This is a genomic window from Alkalilacustris brevis, from assembly GCF_003350345.1.
Classification (GTDB): domain Bacteria; phylum Pseudomonadota; class Alphaproteobacteria; order Rhodobacterales; family Rhodobacteraceae; genus Alkalilacustris; species Alkalilacustris brevis.
In genome coordinates, this window is sequence record NZ_QNVJ01000020.1 from 1 (window position 1) to 25140 (window position 25140).

At 65.2% G+C, this 25140-nt stretch carries 21 protein-coding genes, 1 other RNA gene and 1 pseudogene; 15 read left to right on the plus strand and 8 right to left on the minus strand.

The window, feature by feature from the left end; genetic code table 11:
- The 4 genes and pseudogenes from DQ229_RS02585 to DQ229_RS16950 all read right to left on the minus strand — a co-directional run.
- Positions 1-248, minus strand: a pseudogene (locus DQ229_RS02585) (ABC transporter permease); the annotation flags it as partial.
- Between the two features lie 96 nt (positions 249-344).
- A complete protein-coding gene (locus tag DQ229_RS02590; protein ID WP_114964718.1) occupies positions 345-1424 on the minus strand; it encodes a microcin C ABC transporter permease YejB in 1080 nt (359 codons plus the stop codon).
- A gap of 15 nt (positions 1425-1439) precedes the next feature.
- On the minus strand, positions 1440-3284 hold the full coding sequence (locus DQ229_RS02595; protein ID WP_114964719.1) for an extracellular solute-binding protein: 1845 nt from the start codon (positions 3282-3284) through the stop codon (positions 1440-1442).
- A gap of 279 nt (positions 3285-3563) precedes the next feature.
- A complete protein-coding gene (locus DQ229_RS16950; protein WP_114964720.1) occupies positions 3564-4985 on the minus strand; it encodes a c-type cytochrome in 1422 nt (473 codons plus the stop codon).
- Between the two features lie 122 nt (positions 4986-5107).
- On the opposite strand from DQ229_RS16950, the gene DQ229_RS02605 reads away from it, so the two are divergent.
- Positions 5108-5938 (plus strand): prephenate dehydratase, encoded by an 831-nt coding sequence (locus DQ229_RS02605; protein ID WP_114964721.1) that lies wholly within the window; start codon positions 5108-5110, stop codon positions 5936-5938.
- A 21-nt stretch (positions 5939-5959) separates the two neighbouring features.
- Here the strand turns inward: DQ229_RS02605 and DQ229_RS02610 are convergent, their stop codons facing one another.
- Both DQ229_RS02610 and nudC read right to left on the minus strand, forming a co-directional pair.
- Entirely contained in the window at positions 5960-6439 is a 480-nt protein-coding gene (locus DQ229_RS02610) for an SRPBCC family protein (RefSeq protein ID WP_162300729.1), read from the minus strand.
- A gap of 26 nt (positions 6440-6465) precedes the next feature.
- Positions 6466-7437: an NAD(+) diphosphatase gene (nudC, locus tag DQ229_RS02615; protein WP_114964723.1), complete on the minus strand. Its 972-nt coding sequence runs from the start codon at positions 7435-7437 to the stop codon at positions 6466-6468.
- Between the two features lie 275 nt (positions 7438-7712).
- On the opposite strand from nudC, the gene DQ229_RS02620 reads away from it, so the two are divergent.
- From DQ229_RS02620 to ffs, 6 genes are all read left to right on the plus strand, one after another.
- Positions 7713-9677, plus strand: coding sequence for a bifunctional 2',3'-cyclic-nucleotide 2'-phosphodiesterase/3'-nucleotidase (locus tag DQ229_RS02620; protein WP_155326425.1), 1965 nt, complete (start codon positions 7713-7715; stop codon positions 9675-9677).
- A 171-nt stretch (positions 9678-9848) separates the two neighbouring features.
- Positions 9849-10856 (plus strand): ABC transporter substrate-binding protein, encoded by a 1008-nt coding sequence (locus tag DQ229_RS02625; RefSeq protein ID WP_114964725.1) that lies wholly within the window; start codon positions 9849-9851, stop codon positions 10854-10856.
- 138 nt (positions 10857-10994) lie between these two features.
- On the plus strand, positions 10995-11792 hold the full coding sequence (locus tag DQ229_RS02630; RefSeq protein ID WP_114964726.1) for an ABC transporter ATP-binding protein: 798 nt from the start codon (positions 10995-10997) through the stop codon (positions 11790-11792).
- Positions 11789-12559: an ABC transporter permease gene (locus DQ229_RS02635; RefSeq protein ID WP_114964727.1), complete on the plus strand. Its 771-nt coding sequence runs from the start codon at positions 11789-11791 to the stop codon at positions 12557-12559. The genes DQ229_RS02630 and DQ229_RS02635 overlap by 4 nt, the downstream gene beginning before the upstream one ends.
- 205 nt (positions 12560-12764) lie before the next feature.
- A complete protein-coding gene (gene chrA / locus DQ229_RS02640; RefSeq protein ID WP_114964728.1) occupies positions 12765-14141 on the plus strand; it encodes a chromate efflux transporter in 1377 nt (458 codons plus the stop codon).
- A gap of 100 nt (positions 14142-14241) precedes the next feature.
- Positions 14242-14340, plus strand: an RNA gene (gene ffs, locus DQ229_RS02645) — signal recognition particle sRNA small type.
- Positions 14341-14541: 201 nt separating this feature from the next.
- Here ffs and DQ229_RS02650 read toward each other — a convergent pair.
- On the minus strand, positions 14542-15528 hold the full coding sequence (locus DQ229_RS02650) for a Hint domain-containing protein (RefSeq protein ID WP_114964729.1): 987 nt from the start codon (positions 15526-15528) through the stop codon (positions 14542-14544).
- On the opposite strand from DQ229_RS02650, the gene DQ229_RS16580 reads away from it, so the two are divergent.
- From DQ229_RS16580 to recR, 7 genes are all read left to right on the plus strand, one after another.
- Entirely contained in the window at positions 15506-16621 is a 1116-nt protein-coding gene (locus tag DQ229_RS16580; protein WP_202909496.1) for an RNA polymerase sigma factor, read from the plus strand. The two genes, DQ229_RS02650 and DQ229_RS16580, sit on opposite strands and share 23 nt — an antisense overlap.
- Positions 16618-17421 carry an anti-sigma factor family protein gene (locus DQ229_RS02660; protein ID WP_114964731.1) on the plus strand — a complete coding sequence of 268 codons (804 nt, stop codon included), beginning with the start codon at positions 16618-16620 and terminating at the stop codon, positions 17419-17421. The genes DQ229_RS16580 and DQ229_RS02660 overlap by 4 nt, the downstream gene beginning before the upstream one ends.
- Before the next feature lie 273 nt (positions 17422-17694).
- Complete coding sequence (locus tag DQ229_RS02665; RefSeq protein ID WP_114964732.1) at positions 17695-19002, plus strand: sulfite oxidase; 1308 nt, start codon at positions 17695-17697, stop codon at positions 19000-19002.
- A 26-nt stretch (positions 19003-19028) separates the two neighbouring features.
- Entirely contained in the window at positions 19029-19346 is a 318-nt protein-coding gene (locus tag DQ229_RS02670) for a hypothetical protein (RefSeq protein ID WP_155326426.1), read from the plus strand.
- Between the two features lie 211 nt (positions 19347-19557).
- Positions 19558-21345, plus strand: coding sequence for a DNA polymerase III subunit gamma/tau (locus DQ229_RS02675; protein ID WP_114964734.1), 1788 nt, complete (start codon positions 19558-19560; stop codon positions 21343-21345).
- A 17-nt stretch (positions 21346-21362) separates the two neighbouring features.
- Complete coding sequence (locus tag DQ229_RS02680) at positions 21363-21707, plus strand: YbaB/EbfC family nucleoid-associated protein (protein WP_114964735.1); 345 nt, start codon at positions 21363-21365, stop codon at positions 21705-21707.
- A gap of 22 nt (positions 21708-21729) precedes the next feature.
- Entirely contained in the window at positions 21730-22329 is a 600-nt protein-coding gene (recR, locus tag DQ229_RS02685; RefSeq protein ID WP_114964736.1) for a recombination mediator RecR, read from the plus strand.
- Positions 22330-22407: 78 nt separating this feature from the next.
- Here the strand turns inward: recR and DQ229_RS02690 are convergent, their stop codons facing one another.
- Positions 22408-23184 (minus strand): DUF1013 domain-containing protein, encoded by a 777-nt coding sequence (locus DQ229_RS02690; RefSeq protein WP_114964737.1) that lies wholly within the window; start codon positions 23182-23184, stop codon positions 22408-22410.
- Positions 23185-23485: 301 nt separating this feature from the next.
- Here DQ229_RS02690 and DQ229_RS02695 point away from each other — a divergent pair, with 301 nt between their 5' ends.
- Entirely contained in the window at positions 23486-25009 is a 1524-nt protein-coding gene (locus DQ229_RS02695) for a YifB family Mg chelatase-like AAA ATPase (protein WP_114964875.1), read from the plus strand.
- Positions 25010-25140: the final 131 nt, after the last annotated feature.

Below are 25140 nucleotides of genomic sequence, written 5' to 3' on the forward strand. Positions count from 1 at the left end.
TTCACCTCGGGGTCGCGATAGACAGCCTCGGTGCGGAAATCACCGCCGAAGGCCGTCTCCGGGTAGAAGGTGAAGATCGGGGTGTAATAATCACCGCGATACTGCACCAGAAGCGGGCGGTCGTTGGCGATCAGTTCGGCAAAAAGCGACAGGCCGAACAGGATTGAAAAGATGACCAGCGACCACAAGGCCCGGCGATTGGCCTTGAAGTTTCTCCAGCGCCGCTGGTTGAGCGGTGAAAGCCGGATGCCGAAACGCCCCGGCGGGGGCGGCGGCGGGGCAAGCGGGCGCGCGGCGGGGGGCTGGCCTTCCTCGATCTCGGCTGGGCGGCGGTCGTCCATCGCTCAGGTCTCCCGCGTCTCGAAATCGATGCGCGGATCGATCCAGACATACATCAGGTCCGACAGCAGCCCCACGATCAGCCCCAGCAGACCGAAAGCGAAAAGCGTGCCGAAGATCACCGGATAATCGCGCGCCACCGCCGCCTCGAACCCAAGCCGCCCAAGACCATCGAGCGAGAAGATCGTCTCGATGATCAGGCTACCGCCGAAAAAGACGCTCACGAACACCGCCGGGAACCCGGCGATGATGATCAGCATGGCATTGCGGAACACATGGCCATAGAGCACGCGGCGTTCGGACTGGCCCTTGGCGCGGGCGGTGATGACATACTGCTTCTTGATCTCTTCGAGAAAACTGTTCTTGGTCAGCAGCGTCAGCGTGGCGAAGGCCGATATCGTCGAGGCCAGCACCGGCAGCGTGATGTGCCAGAAATAGTCCAGCACCTTGCCGATCAGAGACAGTTCGTGCCAGTTGTCCGATGTCAGCCCCCTGAGCGGGAATATCTGCCAGTATGACCCCCCGGCAAAGAGCACCAACAGCAAGATCGCGAACAGAAACCCGGGGATGGCATAGCCCACGATGATCAGCCCGCTTGTCCAGGTGTCGAACCGCGTGCCATCATTCACCGCCTTTCGTATCCCCAGCGGGATCGACACCAGATAGGCAATCAGCGTCGACCAGAGCCCCAGGCTGATCGAGACCGGCATCTTCTCAAGCACCAGGTCCAACACCGAAATCGAGCGGAAATAGCTTTCGCCAAAATCGAAGCGCATGTAATTCCACATCATTTCAAAGAAACGCTCAAGCGGCGGCTTGTCGAAGCCGAACTGGCGCTCAAGCTCTTCGATGAACTCGGGCGGCAGGCCCCGCCCGCCCGTATAGCCGCTTTCATCAGTGGCGCGCATTCCCGCGTCGGCGCCACCGGCAAAGCCCTCGAACACGTCGCCGCCGCCTTCCATGCGGGCGATGATCTGTTCGATCGGGCCGCCAGGAACAAACTGAACCAGCGTGAAATTGATCACCATGATCCCGATCAGTGTCGGGATGATCAGCAGCAGGCGACGCAGAATATAGGCTGTCATGCGCTTGTCTCCGCTTCAGCGGATCGCACCGGCGGCCCGCAGGGCCTCGGCCTTTGCGGCATTGTACCACCAGAAATCCAGATGCCCCAGCGCGTAGGGGGGCAATTCCTCGGGGTGTTCGAACATGTCGAAATAGGCAACGGTATGGGTATCCTTGAACCATTGCGGCACCCAGAAGCGCTCGGCCCGCAGCAAACGATCGAGCGCGCGCACCGCGTGCGTCACTTCTTCGCGGGTTTCGGCCGCCAGCACCACCTCGATCACGCGATCCACCGCCTCGCTTTGCAGGCCCATCTTGTTGAAAACCGATATATCGGAGGTTTCCGAGCCGAAATACTGCCGCAGCCCCGATCCGGGGATCTGCGACATTGGAAACTGCGCGGTGATGATGTCGAAATCATAGCTGCGCTCGCGGTTGGTCATTTGTGAGCTGTCCACCCGGGTCAGCCGCGCATCCACGCCCAGCGCGCGCAGGTTTTCGACATAGGGGTTGATCACCCGGTCGAAGGTCTGGCTGTCGTTGAGGAACTCGATGCGCAGCGCCTCGCCGGCCGCATTGCGGCGCAGCCCGTCGCTGCCCACTTCCCAGCCAGCGTCGTCCAGCAGGGCCGAGGCCTGGCGCAGGTTGCCGCGGTCAAGCTGCCGCCCGCCCGATGGCTGCCCCATCACGGCGGCTTCGTCCAGAACCCCCGGTGGCAGAATGTCGGCAAGCGGCTCAAGGATTGCCAGTTCCTCGGGGGTGGGCAGGCCTTCGGCGGCCATGTCGCTGTTTTCCCAGAAGGAATGGATGCGCTCATACAATCCGTAGAACAGAGTCTCGTTCGACCATTCGAAGTTGAACATCAGCCCGATGGCCTCGCGCACGCGAGGGTCAGAGAACTTGTCGCGCCGAAGGTTGAAGATAAAGCTCTGGCCGGTGGCCATGTTGCCGTCGGGCAGCGTTGCTTGCACGACATGGCCGCGCTCGACCGCCGGAAAGTCATAACTCGTGGCCCAGATCAGCGATGACGCCTCGTTGCGGAAGGTATAGCTGCCGCCCTTGAACCCCTCGAAGGCCGCGTTGTAATCGGCGTAATACTCGATACGGATGCGATCGAAGTTGGAGCGCCCCGCCATCAGCGGATGATCCCAGCCCCAGTAATCCGGGTTACGCTCGTAGACGAGGGTCTGCCCGGGGTCGAGCCGGCCCAGCACATAAGGCCCCGACCCCATGAGCGGCTGCATCGAGCTTTGTTCGAAATCGCGATCATTCGCCTCGTAAAAGGCGCGCGAAAAGATCGGCAGCCCCCCGACCAGCGCAGGCAGGTCGCGCTTGGGCCAGTCCTCGGCAAAATCGAAACGGATAGTGTGGGGGTCGATCACCTCGGCGCTGTCGACCTGGCGGGCCAGGTTGGCGCGGAAATCCGGCAACCCCTTGTCACGCAGGATTTCAAACGAGAACAGTACATCATCGGCGGTCAGCGGCGTGCCATCCGAGAATGTCACATCGTCGCGCATGTTGAAGATCACCCAAGCGCGATCCTCCGGATATTCAATCGTCTCGCAGATCAGGCAATAGCCGGTGCCCACCTCATCGGCGGTGCCCTCCAGCAGCGATTCGAAGAAGATCGTGGAAAGCCCCCCCGCGCGCCCCCGCGTGGTGTAGGGGTGCATGGAATCGAACCCACCAAAGCCCCAGATCGAAATCTCGCCCCCCTTGGGCGCGTCCGGGTTCACATAGTCCAGATGCGAAAAATCGGCCGGGTATTTCAGATCGCCCAGGATCGAGAACCCGTGCGCGACGATCACGGTCTCGTCCTGCGCCTGCACCGCCTGCGCTGCCCCCAGAAGCAGCGCAATCCCTGCCGCCGCCCCCGTCATAAGCCGTCTGGCTTGCAAAGCCCCTTCGGAGTCACGCGCGACAGCCCCGCTGCGAACATGACGATCCCTTGGGTGGCTCTGCATCGCGGTATCCTCCGGGTTATGTCGCCGCCCTGCTGGGCCGCCTGTTTTCCTTGAAAGGGCAGGCTAATGCGCCGGACGGCACGCGCGCAAGTTGCGATTGCGTGAATTTGTCCACGCAGCCCCCGACATGCAAAGCAAAACGAAAAAGGACCGCCCCGGCTGGAGCGGTCCTTGCCCATCAAGTACGGCCCTGATTCAGTTGCCGACAGAATCGATATAGGCGATCAGGTTGGCGCGGTCCTGAAGGTCGCGCATACCGGGATAGACCATGGTGGTGCCCGGCGCGAACTCGCGCGGGTTTTCGATCATGGCGCTGAGGTTCTCAAGCGTCCAGGTGCCCTCGGGCAGGTTGCCCGAATAGCGGAACCCTTCGACAGCGCCGATTTCGCGCCCCAGAACGCCCACCAGATGCGGGCCGACACGGTTGCTTTCGGAATCCGCCACGTGGCAGGCCTGACAGTTACGCCACAGCGCGCGGCCGGCTTCTGGGTCGGCGTCGGCATAGGCCTGTGCGATCGGCGAGGCGTTGACCTCCTCCGGCTCGACCGCCGCTTCTTCCTCCTCGACGGGGGCTTCTTCAGCAGGGGCTTCCTCGGCAGGCGCTTCTTCAGCAGGCGTTTCTTCTGCCGGCGCCTCGCCCGAGAGCACGGCTTCGGCCACATCCTCGGGTCCGACCGAGATCAGGTAGGCGATCAGATCAGCGCGGTCTTGCAGGTCGCGCATCCCCGGGTAGACCATGGACGTGCCCGGCGCGAACTCACGCGGATTCTCGATCAGGGCGCTGATATTCTCAAGCGTCCAGGTGCCCTCGGGCAGGTTGCCCGAATAGCGGAAGCCTTCGACAGCGCCGATCTCGCGCTGATAGACACCATAGAGATGCGGGCCAACGCGGTTGCTTTCTGAATCCGCCACGTGGCAGGCTTGGCAATTGCGCCACAGCGCGCGGCCTGAATCCGGATCGGCCTGCGCAAAGGCCTGCCGGATCGGCGATTCATCGGCGGCGACTGCGGGCGCTTCTTCCTCGACCGCGGCTTCGTCAACCGGGGCCTCTTCCACCGGGGCCTCTTCCTCGGCGGCGGCTTCCTCGATAACGGGTGGGATGAACTCGTAATCGGGCGACTGGTCGATCAGATAGGCGATCAGGTTGGCGCGGTCCTGAACAGCGCGCATCCCGGCATAGGCCATCGAGGTGCCGGGCGCATACTCGCGCGGGTTTTCCAGAAACGCGTTCAGGTTCTCCGGCTCCCAGGTTTCGCCAGCCGGCAGGGCACCGGAATAGTTGAAGCCCTGGGCCGTGCCGATCTCGCGACCCACGACATTGTAAAGATAGGGCCCAACCCCGTTACGCCCCTCATCCAGCGAATGGCAGGCGCGGCATTGCGCATAAAGGCCCTGCCCCGCACTGGCCTCGGCCGAGACAAGCGCCTGCTCGAAGGTCAGTTCTGCAACTTCCTCGACATCGCCGTCATCATCGGCCAGGGCGATGGAAAAGGCAGGTTCCAGATCCTGGCTGCCGGCAACGTATAGCTCGTCGGCGATCCATTTACCCACAAGAAAGATCAGCAACGCCCCGCAGAATGCGCCGATGATCTTGGTGAAAACCATTGTGTCGAACATGTTCCGTCCCATGCTGCCAGCCGCGTTCCGCGCGTATCTACCCGCTTCCCCTCGGCGATTTCAAGCGATAGTTACCGCGACCAGACGCCCCAGGCGGGCCATGCCGAGGGAAGGAAAGCCGCATGAACGGAAAAATCGCATTCCAGGGAGAGCCGGGAGCCTACTCGCACCAGGCCTGCCGCGAGGCACGGCCAGACATGGAGGCCGTGCCCTGTGGCACCTTCGAAGATGCCATCGACGCCACGATCCGCGGCGATGTCGAACTGGCCATGCTTCCGGTCGAAAACTCGACCTATGGCCGGGTGGCCGACATCCACCACCTGCTGCCGGAATCCGGGTTGCATATCGTAGGCGAGGCTTTCGTCCGGGTGCACATCAACCTGCTCGCCCTGCCCGGCACGCGGCTTGAACAGGTGAGAACCGCAAAAAGCCACACCGTGCTGCTCGGCCAGTGCCGCGGCTTTCTGCGCAGCCACGGAATCAGCCCGGTCACAGGCGCCGACACCGCCGGGTCAGCCCAACAGATCGCCGCACAGAAGGATCCTTCGGCGGCGGCGCTGGCATCGGAACTGGCCGCCGAGATCTACGGCCTGGACGTTTTGGCGCGGCATATCGAGGATCACTCGAACAACACCACCCGCTTTCTGCTGATGTCGCGCGAGCCGCAGCTGGAACGCAACGGCGAAGCGATGATGACATCGTTCGTATTCCGCGTGCGCAACATCCCCGCCGCGCTTTACAAGGCGATGGGGGGGTTCGCCACCAACGGTGTGAACATGACCAAGCTGGAAAGCTACATGGTGGACGGATCGTTCACGGCCACCCAGTTCTTCGCCGATATCGAGGGGCACCCGGATGATCCCAATGTCGCGCTCGCGCTCGACGAGTTGCGGTATTTCACCTCGTATCTGCACATCCTCGGCACCTACCCCGCCGACCCCAAGCGCCGCTGACAGCCTGAGTTCGGGGGGCGATCAGTCCTGGCGCTGCCCCTCGGCATAGGCCGTCTCGGCCCGTTCAACGGCTGCAGCCAGCCGGCGCTGCAGCCCGCGCAACATTCGCCCTTGCGAAAGGCGCAGCCCCTGCATCACCAGCCGCGCGCGCAAGGTGCGGGGCCGCAGCGCCAAGGCCACATCGACGCGGCACCGCCCGGGGCCAAGCGCCGTGAAGTCCACGCGAAACTCGCCCTCGACCGAGGGCGACTCTATGCCAAAGCGCAGCAGATCGGGCGGGCGGCGTTCCAGCAGTTCAAGCGTGAATTCGCGCTGCAAGCCCTGGAAACTGATGGCCACCTCCCAGCGCAACCCGCGTCCTGATTCCGGATCGGGTTCGCGCCGGCGCACCCGCGCCCCATTCTGTCGGGCCTGATTCGCGAAATTGCGGAAACGACGCGCCTGATCGAAAATGAACTCGGTCGGCGCGGCAGCTTCCTGGCTTGCGGTAAGTTCGATCAAGGCAGGCTCTCCTTGCGTCAGGCGGGTCAGGCCAGCCGGTCGGCCAGCCAGTGTCGGATCAGGAAATGCGCAATCGCACCGCGACGCGCGCCCTTGATCCGCGGGTGGGCGCCCGCGATCACCTCGACCAGTTCCTCGCGCGTGAGCCAGAGCGCGTCATCCAGCTCGGTCTCGTCGCGGGTGATGGTGCCGGTTTCGGCTTGTGCCACACACCCCAGCATGAGCGAGGCCGGAAACGGCCAGGGCTGCGAGGCCAGGTAATCCACCCGCCCGACTCGCACGCCGGTTTCCTCGGCCACTTCGCGGCGCACGGCGGCCTCGATAGTCTCGCCCGGTTCCACGAACCCGGCCAGCAGCGAATACATCCCCTCGGGCCAGCCCGGCGCGCGGCCCAGCAGCAACCGGTTGCCGCGCACCACCAGCATGATCACCACCGGGTCACTGCGCGGAAAGTGATGGGTGCCGCAGGCGGGGCAGGTGCGGCGCCAGCCCGCCTCGACCATCTCGCTGGCGGCCCCGCAGGCCGAACAGAAGCGGTGGCTCAGATGCCAGCCGAACAGCGCGCGGGCGGTGGCGGCAAGCTCGGCCTCTTCGGGCGGCAGCCGCGTCATGACCTGCCGCAACTCTGTAAAACGGTGATCGGACGGCAGACCGGGGTGGTGCTGTTCGGTCGGGTCGGAAAAAGCCGCCAGCGCCGCGGCGTCCAGATCGGGCGGCTGCCAGGAGGATATGTCGATTGCGAAGCAAGGCGCACCATCCGTGCAAAACCCCAGAAACACCTGCGGCGCCCCGGCCAGCCCCGCCAGCGCATGGCCCGGCGCCAGCCAGCCGATCCTGTCACGCCCCGCGCCCGCGATCAGCGGCTTGCCGCGCCACAACACCAGCAGCCGCGCCCCGGCCGCAGCCTGCAGCCGGGCCATCGCCGATGGATCGCTGCGCAGATGGCCCGCGCGGTCGCGCCCTGCCCCTGCGAAGGTTACTTTCCCGGCCTCGCGCATCTTGCTGCCCCTGCCCTGCCATGCCTGCCTGCGTAAGTGCCGCTTTGCCACGCTCCGTGCCGCCTGGCAATCGGCGGGGTGCGCCCGCGGCCGCCGCGCTGTTGTCACCACGCAACGCGCTGTTGTCATCATGCAACCTTCACACGAATTTATTTTTAAATTTCACAACCCATGGTGGCGCAAGCGCCGCCCCGTCGTGACATTACCCAAAACTCGATAAAACAGTCGCCGGCCGGGATTTGCCCCGCCAGACAGGCGAGAACCGGGAAGTGATCTTGGAAGACGCGACAGCGCAAGCTTCCGAAGGCCGGCCGAATCAGGTGCATCTGCGCCTGATGGCTACGGCCGATCTGCACATGCACCTGCTGCCATTCGATTACTGTCGGGACAGCACCGCCAATCAACCCGCCCTGGCGCATGTTCAGCACCTGATTTGCCAATTGCGCAAGGAAGCACAAAACTCGCTTCTTTTCGATGTGGGCGACTTCCTGCAAGGCACGCCGATGGCCGATTTCCTGGCCGGCAGCAGGCCCGCATGCGATACCCCGCACCCGATTATCGCAGCGATGAACGGGCTGGGGTATGACGCCGTGACCCTCGGCAATCACGAATTCAACTTCGGGCTGGATTTCCTGCTGCATACGCTGGAAGCGGCACGGTTTCCCGTGGTGGCCAGCAACCTCGGGCTTGTCCATCCGCCGCGGCAGCAAGCAACAGGTGCTAGCGCTCGGCTGGGCCGGGAGACCCTGCTGATCGAACGCGAGTTGCACATATCCGACCATCAGTGCGGCACGCTGCGTATCGGGGTCATCGGGCTGGCCCCGCCGCAAACCGTCGAATGGGATCATCCGCAGCTTGGCGGGCGCGTCGCGGCGCGCGACATGGTCGAGGCCGCCCGCGAGGCATCCGAGAAGCTGCGCGCGGCAGGTACCGACCTGGTCATCGCACTGGCGCATACCGGGATCGGCCCGGCACAACACAGCCCCGGCATGGAGAATGCCGCACTGCCGCTGGCCCGGCTGGGCGGCGCCGACCTGCTGATGCTGGGACACAGCCACATGGTCTTTCCCGGCCCGGCATTCGAGGGGTTGCCAGATGTCGATGCCGTGGCCGGCACGCTGCACGGGTGCCCGGCGGTTTCGCCGGGGCATCGAGCCTCGCACCTCGGGGTGATCGACCTGGCCCTGAAAACCGGGGAAAGCGGCCAGGGCTGGGAAATCGCCAGCGCCACGGCGCGGGCAATTCCCGTTCAAAGGCCGCCCGGTTCCACCCCGCCGGCCACACCATCGCGGCAAGGCAAGGTGCAAGTCGCGGTCGCGGCCGCCCATCTGGCGACACGCGCGCATCTCGGCCGCCAGATCGGCCGGATAGCCACCCCGATGCACAGCTATTTCGCACAAATCGCCGACAGCCCCGCGCTGCGCGCCGTCACCGAAGCCAAGCGTCACTGGCTGCGCGGGCGACTGCACGGCAGCCCATTGGCGCAGCTCCCCGTTCTGGCCGCAACACCGGCCTATCGCTGCGGCGGGCATGGCGGGCCGGAAAATTACACCGATCTGCCAGCCGGGCCGCTGCTGGAGCGGCACCTTTACGATCTTTACTATTATCCGAACACGATTGCCGTGCTCAAGCTGACCGGCCGGCAGGTGCGCGACTGGCTGGAGCGCGCGGCGGGTTGCTACGCCCAGGTGCCCCCCGGCGCGCGCGACATCCCACTGCTTGCCCCCAACGCACCCGGCTATCTGTGCGATCATATCGACGGGCTGAGCTATGAAATCGACCTGACCCTTCCGGCACGTTTTACCCCCGACGGCACCGCCATTTCCGACACGCGTGGCCGCGTGCGGGGCGTGCGGCTGCGGGGCCGGCCACTCGACCCCGGTCAGGAGGTTCTGCTTGTCACCAACAATTTCCGGGTGGGCGGCGGCGGGAACTATCCCGCGGCCCGGCGCGAAAACCTCGTGTTGGAGGACAACCCGCCGGTAAGGCGGATTCTAGGCGAATTTCTCACCGCCCTAGATTCTGCCGTGCCAGCACTGGCAACCCCCGCGCAGTGCCACGAGAGCGGCCTTTCCGACAACACGCTTCAACGCTGGCGGCTGCGCCTTCCGGCAGGCGCCAGCGCCTTGTTCGATACCGGCCCCGGTGCGCAGAATCATCTGGCGTCGGTCCCCCATCTGAACCCCGAACCGATCGGCCGCACTGCGACGGGCTTCCTGCGGTTGCGCCTCCGCGGTTGAAAAATTTAGCTTCCAGCACGCCAAGGGCGCCTATTTTTATCGCATGATCAAAAGAATCGCCTAGTATGCCGGCAATGTTCCGAGCCGGCACGCGGAACGCGCCGATGGCGTTTGTCCGCGCCATGTTCCGCGCCGTTAGGCTGGGGCACAATTTTGACAGGAGGTAACTTAATGCTCACCCGTTCCATCGCAACGCTGGCTGCCGGCATCGCGCTGGCCACGCCCGCCCTGGGGCAGACCGCGATGCCCTTCGCGCTCGACTGGCAGTTCGAAGGGCCCTCGGCCCCCTATTTCCTGGCCATCGACAACGGCCATTTCGAGGCCGAGGGCCTGAGCGTCGAGGTGACGGCCGGCCAGGGTTCGCTCGATGCGATCCCGAAGGTCGCGACCGGCGCCTTTCCGGTTGGTTTTGCCGACATGGCCAGCCTGATCAAGTTTCTCGATCAGAACCCCGGTGCGCCGGTTACCGCGGTGATGATGCTTTACGACAAGCCCGCCTTCGCCGTGGTCGGCCGCAAAAGCCAGGGTGTCGAGGTGCCTTCGGACCTGCACGGCAAGGTTCTGGGCGCCCCGCCTCCTGATGGCGCTTGGGCACAGTTTCCCGCCTTCGCCTCGGCCAATGACCTGGACATGAGCCAGATCACCATCGAGCCTGTGGGCTTCCCCACGCGCGAGCCGATGCTGGCCCAGGGCGAGGTCGATGCCGTGACGGGCTTTTCCTTCACCTCGTTTCTCAACACCGCGCGGCTGGGCGTGGACGAGGATGACATCTCGGTCATCCTGATGGCCGACTGGGGGCTTGAGCTTTACGGCAACGCGATCATCGTCAACACGGATTTCGCCGCCGAGAACGCCGATCATGTCACCGGCTTCCTGCGCGCTGTCGCCCACGGGTTGCAAGACACCGTCAATGATCCGGCCTCCGGTGTCGCGGCGATTGCCTTGCGCAACCCCGCGCTTGACGAGGGGCTGGAACTGCGGCGGCTTGAGCTGGCGCTGCGCGACAACATCATCACCGACTGGGTGCTGGAAAACGGTGTAGGCGGGATCGACGAGGCACGCTTCGCCCGCTCGATCGACCAGATCGCCGAAACCTACGAGTTCGTCAACGAACCCGACATCAGCCTCTACTTCGACGACTCCTTCCTGCCCGACGATGGCAGCCGGATGATCGAATAAGCGTCGCGTCGCCGCCGCAGACAACAAGAGAACTGCGCCGCTCTAGCCATGTGCGGCGCAGTTCCATGACCGCAAACCGGATGCCACATGCCGGGGACCGGTCGCGAGGGACAAAAAGCAGGAACGCGACGGAATCGCATGACAGATCTTATTGCCATCAAAGGCGTGACCCACGCCTATCAGACAGACGCGGGGCCGCTGCCCGTGCTCGACAATCTCAACCTTTCGGTGCCCGAGGGCCGCTTTTGCGCCGTGGTCGGTCCATCGGGCTGCGGCAAGTCGACCCTGACCCGCCTGATCGCCGGGCTGATGTTTCCCGACAAGGGCGAGGTCTGGCTGCATGGCGAACTGGTGAAAAGCCCGCGCAAGACCGTGGGCATGGCGTTTCAGAACCCGGTGCTGCTGGAATGGCGCACCATCCTGCAAAACGTCATCCTGCCACTCGAAATCGTCGCCCCCTCCATGCCGAAGGCAAAGAAGGAGGCCCGCGCGCGCGAACTACTCTCGCTGGTCGGGCTTGAAGGCTTCGAGGACAAGCGCCCCTCCGAGCTGTCGGGCGGGATGCGGCAGCGCGCTTCGCTGTGCCGGTCGATCGTGCACAAGCCCGATGTGCTGATTCTCGATGAGCCCTTCGGCGCGCTCGATGCCTTCACCCGCGAAGACCTGTGGCAGCTCATGCACCAGCTGCGCGCCGAAGAACCCTTCACGGCGCTCTTGATCACCCACGACCTGCGCGAAAGCGTCTATCTGGCCGATCAGGTGGTGGTCATGTCGGGCCGCCCCGGAACCACGCAATACGTGCTGAACATCGACCTGCCCAGTCCTCGCCCCATCGACATGCTCTATTCCGCGCAATCGGTGGAATGGCTGGCCACACTGCGCAAGCAGATCGAGGTGGCGCAGGGCCGCACCCCTGAAAAGGAGGCGCAGGCATGACCGGCATCAACTGGCAAAAGATCGTCACTCCCATATTGGCGATCGTGATCTTCCTCGCCATCTGGGAGGCCTGGGTCTGGTACAAGGGCTGGCCCACCTACGTAATGGCCGCACCATCCGATCTGTGGCCGGCCTTCTGGCGTTTTCGCTGGCTGTTTCTGGAAAACAGCTGGCAGACGCTCTGGCGCACGATGGTCGGCCTGGGGCTTTCGGTGATCGTCGGCACGCTTCTGGGCATGATCATGGGGCTCAGCCGGATGATGAACGACGCGCTGTATCCGCTGCTGGTGGGGTTCAACGCGATCCCCAAGGCCACGGTGGTGCCGATCGTGGCGCTGCTGTTCATCGGCCAGCACGATTTCAACACAGTGCTGGTGGCGTTCATGATCTCGTTCTTCCCGATCGCCGTTTCGGTAGCCATCGGGCTTTCCACGCTCGAGCCCGAATACCGCGACATCCTGCGCAGCCTCGGGGCCTCGCGCTTCACCATCTTCTGGAAGATCGCGCTGCCCAAGACCCTGCCAGAGTTCTTCGGCGCGCTGAAGGTGGCGGTGACGCTGGCCTTCATCGGCACCAACCTGGTCGAGATCGTCGCGCCCCATGGCCGGGGCCTGGGCAGCCTGTTCGATTCAGGGCGCATCGCCTCGAACTATCCGCTGATGTTCGCGGTGCTGATCGCGCTCGCGCTGCTGGGGATATTCCTCTACTACATCGTGGTCATTCTGGAGCGGATCTTCGCCGGCTGGGCCGAGCGGCGACCGACCTGAGCACATGCGGCGCCCCCGCGCCGGGGCGCTGATATCGCCGTTCCACGGCACGGAAATCCAGGTCGCATGGGGCCTGCAGAGTGGTCATGCGTGCAAGCGCAAGTGCCGCGGCAGCTTGACGCGGGGGCATTCTTCCGCGAAGCCTCCTGTCATACGCGAAACGAGCGCAGGCACACAGCCGGCCCGCAACCTGGGCGCATGCAGGATGACGCACGACCGAGCCTACCCCACCCTGGCCGAGGCCACCCGCATCTGGGCGCGCATCGGCCTGCTCAGCTTCGGCGGCCCGGCCGGGCAGATCGCCCTGATGCATCGCATCCTCGTCGAGGAACAGAAGTGGCTGGGTGAAAGGCGGTTTCTGCACGCGCTCAACTACTGCATGTTGCTGCCGGGGCCGGAGGCGATGCAACTTGCCGTCTATATCGGCTGGCTGATGCACCGCACCCTGGGCGGGATCATCGCGGGCGTGCTGTTCGTGGCGCCTGGTGTCGTTGCCATCATGGCGCTCAGCTGGGTCTACGCACTTTACGGCAATGTCGGCGCGGTCGAGGCGCTGTTTTTCGGGCTCAAGGCCGCGGTGCTGGCCATCGTGGCGCAGGCGGTGATCCGCATTGGCGCGCGCGCCCTGAGAAACGGCGCGATGATCTCCATTGCCGCGGGCGCCTTCGTGGCGATTTTCGGCTTCGGCGTGCCCTTCCCCTTGATCATTTTCACGGCAGGGCTGATCGGTTTTCTGGGCGCACGCGCGGACCTTCCTGCCTTTCGCGGCGGCGATGGACATGGGAAGGTGGGCCGGGTGCAGGTCGATGATGCCGAGACACTCCTCGGTGCAGAAACCCCCGCGCATACGCGTGTGAACCGGGCCTGGGCCTTTCGCGTTTCCGGCATTTTGCTGGCGCTCTGGCTGGTGCCGGTGGCGGCGCTGTTCGTGTTGCTCGGCCCTGCGAACGTCTTCGCGCAGATCGCGGGCTTTTTCAGCATCATGGCCGTGGTGACTTTCGGCGGCGCCTATGCGGTGCTGGCCTATGTCGCTCAGGAGGCAGTGCAGAATTTCGGCTGGCTTGCCCCGGGCGAGATGCTCGACGGGCTGGGCATGGCGGAAACCACACCCGGGCCGCTGATCATGGTCACGCAATTCGTGGGCTTCATGGGGGCCTTCCGCGATGCGGGTGCGCTGTCGCCACTTATGGCGGCTACCCTGGGCGGGTTGCTGACGACATGGGTGACCTTCACGCCATGCTTCCTGTGGATATTCCTTGGCGCGCCCTTCATAGAACGGCTGCGCGACAACAGGTTGCTGAGCGCGGCGCTGACCGCAATCACCGGCGCGGTGGTCGGCGTGATTCTGAATCTTGCAGTCTGGTTCGGCCTGCATGTCGTTTTCGGGCAGGTGCGCAATGTGACGGCTTTCGGCCTCGATCTCGACCTGCCGGTCTGGTCATCGCTCGACCTGGCCGCCGCCGCCCTGGTGGGGGCGGCGCTGGTCGCGGTGTTCCGCTTCCGCCTCGGGCCTGTCACGGTGCTCGGGGGATGCGCCGGGGCGGGGATCCTGCTGGGCCTTGCGGGTCTCACCGGGGCCTGACGGGCCTGGCCTTGCCGGCCGCGCCCGCGCCGCAAGTCACCGTTCGCGCAGATGGCTGCAGCGGCTTGCATTTGTACGGGTCAGCGCCTATATCGCGACGCGAGAGGCTGGCGCGGGCAGGTTCCTCGCCAACCCGGTCAGGTCCGGAAGGAAGCAGCCGCAACGAGTTTCACCTGGGTCGCTGTCCAGTCTCTCACCTACCCCCCCCCGACCATAGGCACAGATGGCGCGCGACCGGGTCCGCCGCCCCCCGCCGCACAGATGACGTGGCTCTGAAGGCGCGCCCCATCCCTTCACTGTGAAAAAAAATATCCGCGCCGCAGGCCCCCGCCGGCCAGGGGCGCGGCCCTGCGGCCGGACGGTGCGCAGGGGTGCATTCGCCCGGGCTGGCGCGTGCCGGTCAGTTGATCGCCAGCAGCGCGGCCTCGTCCTTTTTAAGGCTGGTGCGCGCGGCAGGGCCGAAACGGTCGGCGCCATGCTCCAGCTCGGGGAACAGCCTCAGCAGTTCCTGGCGCGCCGATTCCTCCATCACGCCCACGCCCCACTTGCCGGGGTGGAAGCTTTCAGTCGGCATGCCGTCCGAAGTGATGATCTCGTGCTGGTCGAACAGCAGGTGGTAATAGGTCACTTGCCGTTCGGAACGATCGCGCGAGATCGTGCTGTCATTGATCAGGTGCTTGGCGGGCACCAGTGCCTCGTCCAGGCCCATGGTCAGTTCCAGCATCGGGCCGCTGACCAGCAGCCGGTGTTGCGGCGACACGCGCAAATCGCGGCTGGGCAGCCCTTCGCCGAGCGCGCCGGCACGGATGCGCACGGGCGCCATCGTCTCGCTGGCGGGCACGGTGGCACTGCCGACCCAGCGGATCGGCTGCGCGCCATGGTCGCGGGTCATCACCAGGTCGCCGGCCTTGAGGCTTTCCACCGGCACCTCGCCCTCGGGCGTCAGGATCATGGTGCCCGCGACGAAGCACACGAAGATGATGTTGCCGTCATCGTCGATCTTGATCAGGCCGGGCAGCTTGCCCGTCGCATCGGGATACTCGGGAAAGAAGACGAACTGCTCGCCATCCACCTCGATCACGGTGGCGATCACCGGTTCCTCGAATTCGGGGGTGTCTGCCGCGTTGTAGATCGAAGGCGTGAAGGTCACCGGGCCGCTGGCGATGGTCTTGAACTCCACCCAGGCATCGCCGCCGTCGAGGCTGACCAGCGTGTTCGGGTCGATTTCGCCATTGGCTTCGAGCGAAAGATCGCCGCCATCGGGGGCGTCATCGTTCTTCTTGAAGATAAGGCCGGAACTTCCCAGGTCGTTGTTCGTGGTCTGGAACCCGCCGGACTTCCCGGCAAAGAAACCCCAGGCAGAGGTGAAGAAATACTCTTCGGACATCAAGGCACTCCATTACTTGGCGACAATCGGGCCGTTGCTCTCGCCCTATAATTCCAGCGCGAAAATTTTACGGCAGCAATCAGGCAGCTTCCAATCAAATCGCCCCAAATCGCCATTTTTTAATGATTCAGGACAACAAATCCATCCCGGTGAACCGGATTGTTTAGCGAAGGGAACCTTTTTGCCGAAGGCCGCACCGCCATACGCGCCGGGCGATTCGCTCGCGCCCGGTTACGGGCATGCGACCAGCCAGCAACAGGTGTTCCGCGCCACGCGCCGGATTCAACTGGATTGGGCAAGTTTAGCAGGTTCTTGCCCGCAAGTCCCGCCCCGATACCTTCGCCAACCGGATCAGGTCCGGAAGGAAGCAGCCGCAACGCGTTTCACCTGGGGCGCTGTCAGATCTCCTGCCCGGTTTGCCCGATATCGCGACAGACCTTATTGCACTGTTGACGCCCGCCGGTTTCGGTTCTCCGCCAAGACCGATATGTTTGAGGGAACATTTTGCGCCCGCCTGGGTTCTTGCTATGCCTTCCCCACGGACGAGTGGGAGGAAGACCCGGTGTCTGCCGAAGCAAGGCACGATCTGCTGAACAATTCTCGTGGAAAACTGTTCGGTTACGCCTTCGCGCTGACCGGCGACGCCGAGCAGGCCGCCGACTTGCTGCAGGATTGCCTGCTGCGCGCGATGTCCAGCCGCAATGCGCCAGGCGATGAACGCGCCGGGCGCGCCTGGCTCTTCACCATGTTGCGCAACCTCTGGATCGACAAGCTACGTGCCCAGCGCCGGCGCAACGAGGTTTATGCCGAGCTTTCGGTCACACAGAACGATACCTTCGCGCCGGCCCCTGAAGAGGTGGTGCTCAACCGTCTTGCCGTGCGGCAGGCCTTCGTCAGACTCAGCAAGGAACACCGCGACGTCCTTGCACTGGTGGATATCGGCGGTTTCAGCTATGCGGAAGCGGCAGAAATCTTGGAAGTTCCCCGGGGCACCGTCATGAGCCGGACAAGTCGTGCGAGACTCGCGCTTTCTCAAATGCTGGCGCACGAGCAAGTGGCGGTGTTTCCCCGCGAAAGGACGCGCAGGGCATGAACGGCGACGAGATACCCCATGAGAAGCTCAGCGCCTATGTCGATGGCGAACTGGCGCCGGAAGATGCCGCGCAGATCGCCCGGCGTGCCGCAAGCGACCCTGCGGTCGCGCGCCAACTGGCCATGCTGCAATCGCTGCGCGCCGAGATCGCCGTCATAGCTCCGGACGTGGTCGTGCCGGAACTCGGAAGGATCGGCCCCAGCATCGGCCGCCGTACTGAGCACGAGATGCCCCGCCTGCCGCAACTGGCTGCCGCTGCTGTGTTCTTTGCCCTGCTGATTGGCGCGGGATGGCTGGTTGGCTCGCAACCGCAGGCGAACGCTTCCGACCCCGAGCGAAATCTGGCGCATCTGATCGAAAGCCACGACACCTGGCGTGACAACCCGGTGCCTATGCACAATGTTAGCGCCCCGGTCGCACCGAGAATCACCAATCTGATGGCCGAGACCGGCCTGCAACTGGTGCACGAAGAGTTGCTCGCGCTACCCGGCAACACCACCGTACGACATTCCGGCTATCTCGGCTCCAACGGCTGCCGGCTCAGCCTGTTCGAGATCGCGGCCCCTATCCGGCAGGCAGCCGCCGCCGACACCATGCTCGCCTTTTCGCAAAACGAGGGACTTCTTCAGGCAACATGGGCCTCCGGCGCAACCCGCTACATCATGCTGGCACGCGACATGGACAGCGTCCGCTTCACCACGATCGCCAGTTCAATCCGCGAAGCTCTTGAAACCACCCCCGACAATGACGGCGACCTGATTACCGCTCTTGCTGGCGCCCGGCAGCGCTGCCTGGCCTGATTTCGGGCCACGCTCGGCGTTCCTATCAAGGGCCTGGAGGCGGAACGGCCTCCTGATTTGCTGCGGCGCAGCGAGAAAAAATTCCGGTCTTCAGGAATAAAATACATCTCCCGTTCGTCTTATCTTGTGTCGGCGCGATTACGCGCCGGTCCGGAACATGCTGCACCAGGGGCAAGGGAATCCCGATGCAACGCGCGCAAGGCCCCACCGACACTGCGTCGGAGCAAAACGGGCAGCAAACGCCGGGAGTTTCGAAACGGGAGGACACGCATCATGCGCAAGATTGAACGCGGGCTCGTAGAGCTCTATAATGAAGACCCGGAACGCGCCGATGAACTGGTTTTCGGCCGCAAGGCCGGCCCTGGACGCCGGGGCTTTCTCAAGGGCGCGGGCCTTGCCTCGATGGGCGCGGTGCTGGGCACGACAATCCCCTTCAGCTCCAACATGCCGGCCGGGCTGATCCCGGCGGCGCTGGCCGAAACTGTCGATGCCTTCCGCTTCGAGGCAAAGCACCCGGACATGATCGTCCATAACGACCGCCCGGTGAACGTCGAAGCCGCCGCGCATCTGCTCGATGACGACGTGACCCCGGCCGACAAGCATTTCATCCGCAATAACGGCACCATGCCCGACCCGATCGACAAGGCTGCCTGGCGCCTGAAGATCGACGGCGAGGTCGAGAACGAGATGGAGCTGAGCTACGACCAGCTCATGAACGATTTCGAGCATGTCACCCTGCGCCTGCAGATCGAGTGCGGCGGCAACGGGCGCGCAGGCTTCAACCCGCTGCCGCGCGGCAACCCCTGGTCGGTCGGCGCCATCGGCAACGCGGAATGGACGGGCGTGCGCCTTAGCGACCTCCTGCGCGCGGCCGGGCTGAAGCAAAGCGCTGTCTACACCGGGCACTTCAGCTATGACGAGCACCTGTCGGGCGACCCCGACCGCCCGTCGATCTCGCGCGGGGGGCCGATCGACAAGATGATGGACCCGCACACCATTGTCGCGCTGAAGATGAACGGCGAGGACATCCCGATCGAGCATGGCTTCCCGGTACGGATGATCACGCCCGGCTGGGCCGGGTCGGCCAGCCAGAAATGGCTCACCCGTGTCTGGGTGCGCGACCGCGAACATGACGGCCCCGGCATGACGGGCCTCAGCTACCGTGTACCGCGCTATCCGGTCGAGGCCGGCGCCGAAGTGCCGCACGAAGACATGATGGTGATGGGGTCGATGATCGTGAAATCGGTCATCACCTTCCCCGAAGCGGGGGCGCAGGTCGCCGCTGGCCGCGCTTTCGAGGTACGCGGACAAGCCTGGGCCGGCGACAACCATGTCACCAAGATGGAAACCTCCATCGACTTCGGGGCGACCTGGCAGCAGGCGGAACTGCACGCCGCACCGAACCGCTACAGCTGGCAGCGCTGGCGCGCGCAGATCACGCCGCCGCAGGCCGGCTACTACGAGGTATGGGCCCGTGCGACCGACGATCAGGGCCGCGGCCAGCCGGTCGTGGTGCCGGGTTGGAACCCGCGCGGCTATCTCAACAACTCCTGCCACCGCATCCACTTCACCGCGGTGTGAGAAGAGGGAAAGGAATGACAACAAACATGCCTTTGTTGAGAGTGTTTGGCGGGGCGGCTTCGGCCGCCCTGCTTCTCGGCGCAAGTTCGGTCTTTGCCCAGGAAGTGGACGAAGACTACGAGTTCTATCCCCTGCCGCCCGGCGAGGGCGTGGAGGAGGTGTATTACAACTGCATCGCCTGCCATTCGCTGCGCACCGTCACCAATGGCGCATACTCGCGCGAAGTGTGGGACGAGTTGCTCGACTGGATGGTGGAAAGCCAGGGCATGTGGGAATTGGACCCCGACACGCGCGAAACCGTGCTCACTTATCTGGCCGAACATATCGGGCCCGATACGCGCTGAAACCGGGCTTGCAAGGCGCGCCGAAACGGCGCGACAATGATACTGGAAGGGGGCGCCGCGCTGCGCCCCTTTTTTCATGCCCCGCGGACAACCGGAGAACTCCCGCGCGCTGCGGCCTCGCATGCTTGCGCCCCATCGGATGGCTGGACGCTCACCCGCTCTGCCCCTACCTTGGCGGAGAACGCGAATCCTCGGGGGAATGGCTCGCCGCATGACCGAAACCGCAACGCCCTATCAGGTGCTGGCCCGCAAGTACCGCCCCGAAACCTTCGCCGACCTGATCGGGCAGGAGGCCATGGTGCGCACCCTGCGCAATGCCTTCGCCGCCGACCGGATCGCGCATGCCTTCGTGCTGACGGGCATTCGCGGCACCGGCAAGACGACCACGGCGCGGATCGTCGCCAAGGGGCTCAACTGCATCGGCCCCGACGGCACCGGCAGCCCCACCACCGACCCCTGCGGCACGTGCGAGCATTGCCTCGCCATCGCCGAAGGCCGGCATGTCGACGTGCTGGAAATGGACGCGGCCAGCCGCACCGGCGTCGGCGATATTCGCGAGATCATCGACTCGGTCGCCTATCGGGCGGCCAGCGCGCGCTTCAAGATCTACATCATCGACGAAGTGCACATGCTCTCGACCAACGCCTTCAACGCGCTGCTCAAGACGCTGGAGGAACCCCCGGCGCATGTGAAATTCATCTTCGCCACCACCGAGATCCGCAAGGTGCCGGTCACGGTGCTGTCGCGTTGCCAGCGTTTTGATCTGCGCCGGGTCGAGCCCGAAGTGATGATTGCCCATCTGGACCGCATCGCCAAGGCCGAAGGTGCCGCCATCGCCCAGGACGCGCTGGCGCTTATCACCCGCGCCGCCGAAGGGTCGGTGCGCGATGCGCTCAGCCTGCTCGATCAGGCGATCAGCCACGGCGCGGGCGAAACCGGCGTTGACCAGGTGCGCGCGATGCTGGGGCTCGCCGACCGTGGCCGCGTGCTGGACCTTTTTGACATGGTGATGTCGGGGGATGCCGCCGGCGCGCTGGCCGAACTGTCCGCGCAATACGCCGAAGGCGCCGACCCGATGGCAGTGCTGCGCGACCTCGCCGAGATCACCCACTGGATCAGTGTCGCCAAGATCACCCCCGAAGCCGCCGAAGACCCCACCATCGGTCCCGATGAGCGTGCCCGCGGCAGCGACATGGCGGCGCGGCTGCCGATGCGGGCGCTGACACGGATGTGGCAGATGCTGCTGGCCGCGCTGGAAGAGGTCGCTCAGGCCCCCAATGCGATGATGGCGGCAGAAATGGCGATCATCCGCCTGACCCATGTGGCCGAACTGCCCAGCCCCGAGGAACTGCTGCGCAAGCTGCAAACCACCCCGCCCGTCCCCGCAGGGACGCCCGTTTCGGGCGGCGCTGCGCGTGGCCCCGGGGGTAGTGCGCAGTCAACGGCACAGACTGCGGCACAATCAACAGCAGGTGACGCGCCGGGCAGCAGCGGCGGCGCGCCCCGAGCCAGCCGCGGCGGCGGCCCGGCCACGGCGCTGGCCCAAGCGCCCGCGCAGGCGCTTGCCGGATTTCCCGATTTCAGCCATGTGGTCGAGCTGATCCGCACCCGGCGCGACGTGACGCTGCTGATCGAGGTGGAAACCTGCCTGCGGCTGGCGCGCTATACACCGGGGCGGATCGAGTTCGAACCGACAAGCGACGCGCCGCCGGACCTTGCCGCGCGGCTTGCACAGCGGCTTCAGGGCTGGACCGGCGCGCGCTGGGCGGTCTCGGTGGTGGGCAGCGGCGGTCAGCCGACCATATCCGAGGCCCACGAGGCCGAAGAGGCCCGCGCCCGCGCGGAAGCCCACAGGAACCCGCTGGTGCGCGCCGTGTTCGAGGCCTTTCCCAAGGCCGAGATTACTGCCATACGCAGCCCCGAAGCGCTCGAAGCGGAGGCCGCGACAGAGGCCCTGCCCGAAGTCGAAGATGAATGGGATCCGTTCGAAGACGGCTGAACGAAAGGATTGAAGCAATGATCAAGGGACTCGGTGGCCTTGGCGACATGGGCAAGATGATGAAGGCTGCCCAGCAGATGCAGGAAAAGATGACCACCCTGCAGGAAGAACTGAAAACAATAACCGTGGTGGGCGAAAGTGGTGCGGGGCTGGTCAAGGCCACCTGCACCGCCAAGGGCGAGCTGACCGCGCTCGACATCGACCCGACCATCTTCAACCCCGAGGAAAAGGAAGTGGTCGAGGATCTGATCCTCGCCGCGATCAAGGATGCGCAGGCCAAGGCCGAAACCCGCAGCCAGGAGGAAATGCGGCGGTTGACCGAAAGCCTCGGCCTGCCGGCCGATATGAAGCTGCCCTTCTGAGCGCGCGGAGCACGAAGCCCTCATGCGCCACGGCAACGCCCCGATCGAAGAACTGATCGAACTGATGGCCCGCCTGCCGGGGCTGGGGCCGCGCTCGGCCCGGCGGGCAGTGCTGCACCTGATCCGCAAGCGTGCGGCGGTGATGGTGCCGCTGGCGCAGATGATGGAGGCCGTGGCGCGCAACGCGTGCGAATGCACCGTTTGCGGAAATATCAGCACCAGTGAGACCTGCGCGATCTGCACCGATCCAGCCCGCGCCACCGGCGAGATCTGCGTGGTCGAGGATGTCGCCGATCTCTGGGCGATGGAGCGCGGCGGCGCCTTCACGGGGCGGTATCATGTGCTGGGCGGCACGCTTTCCGCACTCGATGCCGTTGGTCCCGACGATCTGCGCATCCCCCGGCTTGTGGCGCGGATGGGTGAGGAAGGCATTGCCGAAGTGATCCTTGCGCTGAACGCCACGGTGGACGGCCAGACCACAGCCCATTACATCGCCGAGGCGCTGGAGGGCACGGGCGTGCGCATCACCTCGCTGGCGCAGGGTGTCCCCATCGGGGGCGAGCTGGACTATCTGGACGACGGCACGATCTCGGCCGCACTGCGGGCGCGCAAGACGTTCTGAGGCGGCAGCCGGCACGGCGACCGCCCTCCGGCCGCCGGCGGCGATGCCCAAGCCGGGGGCATCAAGCCCCCTGCCCTTTTACCGGTTGTCTTCTTCGTCGTCCTCGTCATCGCCGTCATCATCGGGCAGGTTGAAGAAACTTTCGGCGTCGCTGTAATCCGCCGGATCCTTGGTTTCCTCTTCCGCGGCCCCGTCGCTGCTGCCGCTGAGCGAGAAATTCTCGAGTCCGGCAATCGCGGCGGGCATTTTCGGCTCGGGGGCCATGCCCAGCGATGTCTCAGTCGAGACCAGCTTGCGGCGCTCATCGTCCGACATCACCTCGCCCTCGGCCGCGCGCTTCTTGGCAGCCTGCTGCACGGCACGGTCAAGCTCGGACTGTTTGCACAGCCCCAACGCGACCGGGTCGATCGGCTGGATATTCGAGATGTTCCAGTGTGTGCGCTCGCGGATCGATTGGATCGTCGGCTTGGTGGTGCCCACCAGCTTGCCGATCTGGCCATCAGTCAGCTCGGGGTGGAACTTGACCAGCCAGAGGATCGCCGCCGGGCGCTCCTGCCGCTTGGACAGCGGCGTATAGCGCGGGCCGCGGCGCTTTTCCTCGCCCACGGCAGCCGGGTTGAACTTGAGCTTCATGCGATAGTCCGGATCGGCCTGCGCCTTGTCGATCTCGATGGGGTCAAGCTGGTTGTTGGCAATCGGGTCGAAACCCTTGACGCCCGCCGCGACATCACCATCGGCGATGCCTTGCACCTCAAGCTCGTGCAGACCGCAGAAATCGGCAATCTGTCGAAAGCTCAGCGTCGTGTTGTCCACCAGCCAGACGGCGGTTGCCTTGGCCATCAACGGCTTGTTCATCGGATGCCTCCTTCGCATATCTCTCCCGCGCCGGGAAAACGGCCGCGGCGCTTGGCCGCTGATCCTCGCTTTCGGGGGAGTCCGGGGCTATATACGCCGCTGTCACGCCGGTGAAAAGAGAAAATACGCAGGCCTCGCCGCGCTGTGAAAGGCCAAGCCCGCCCCTGGCTTGTCACGCGCACCCGCCGCGCACCCCCCGGGCGGCACTGGCAAGGCTTCATCAATGTTCCTGGCGGGCGTTAACCCTTCCTAAACCTGCTTGACCTAGCCGTTAACCATTCAGGCGGCGGTGGAGGGCGACGTGGTCGCACGCAGCTACACGGTGGCATTCGAAGGCGTCGAGCCGCGCCTGATCGAGGTGCAATGCGCCCTCGCGCCCGGGCTGCCCGCATTTCACATCGTCGGCCTGCCCGACAAGGCCGTGTCAGAGGCGCGTGAGCGGGTCCGCGCCGCCCTGTCCGCCATGGCGATCGCACTGCCGTCGAAGCGCATAACAATCAACATGGCGCCTGCCGACATGCCCAAGGAGGGGTCGCATTTCGATCTGCCGATTGCCCTGTCGCTGCTGGCCGCGCTCGAGGTTCTGCCGCGCGACGCCATCGAGGGAACGCTTTCGCTGGGCGAGCTTTCGCTTGACGGGCGCGTGATGCCCGTGCCCGGCGCATTGCCTGCGGCAATGGCCGCAGCCGAAAACGGGCAGACCCTGCTTTGCCCCAAGGCCTGCGGGGCCGAAGCCGCCTGGGTAGGGGCAGTGCAGGTGCTGGCCACCGGTTCGCTGGACGAAGCGCTGCGCCATTTCACCGGGCAGGCACCGCTGGCTCCGGCGGCGCCGGGCAGCATTGTCGCCCCGGGCCCGGGCCGCGACCTGCGCGACGTGAAAGGTCAGGAACGCGCCAAGCGCGCGCTGGAGATCGCGGCAGCGGGGCGGCATCACATGCTGATGGTCGGCGCGCCCGGATCGGGCAAGTCGATGCTGGCCGCGCGGCTGCCCGGCATCCTGTCGGAACTCAGCCCGGAAGAGGCGCTTGAAACCTCGATGATCCATTCGCTTGCGGGGCTTCTGGGCGAAGGCGGCATCCACCGGGCGCGGCCCTTTCGCAGCCCGCACCACACGGCCAGCGTGGCCGCCATCGTCGGCGGCGGGCGAGGCGCCAAACCCGGCGAGATCAGCCTGGCGCATAACGGGGTGCTGTTTCTCGACGAGTTGCCGGAGTTTCCGCGCACGGTGCTGGAAACCCTGCGCCAGCCGATCGAGACCGGTGAGGTCGTGGTCGCGCGCGCCAATGCGCATGTGCGCTATCCCTGCCGGTTTCTGCTGATCGCGGCAGCCAATCCCTGCCGCTGCGGGCACCTGGCCGATGCCGCGCGGGCCTGCGGGCGCGCGCCGGGCTGCGGGGCGGATTACCTGGGGCGCATCTCGGGGCCGCTGATGGACCGCTTTGACCTGCGGGTGGAGGTGCCGCCGGTGGCCTTTCGCGACCTGGACCTGCCGGCAGCGGGCGAAGGCAGCGCCGAGGTGGCCCAGCGCGTGGCGCGTGCCCGTGAAACCCAGACACGGCGTTTTGCCGGTCGGGACGGGATGCGCGTGAACGCCGACGCCGAAGGCGAAGCACTGGAAGAGATTGCCACGCTCTGCCCCGAAGGCCGGGGGCTGCTGACCCGGGTGGCCGAGCGCTTTGCACTTTCGGCGCGGGGGTATCACCGGGTGTTGCGCGTGGCGCGCACCATCGCCGATCTCGACGAGGCCGAGACAATCCGCCCGCCCCATGTGGCCGAGGCCGCCAGTTTCCGGTTGGTCGGAGGCGATGCGCCGGTTCCCGCGTAAGTGTCTCGGGGCGCCATAGGCGAAAGGGGCAACTGGATCGATTCTGTTCCGGAACTCGCCCGACCTTCGTGCGCTCATCCACCGAGAACGGCGGCGCGATACTGTCGCCGCATCACGCGCGCTCCCGAAAG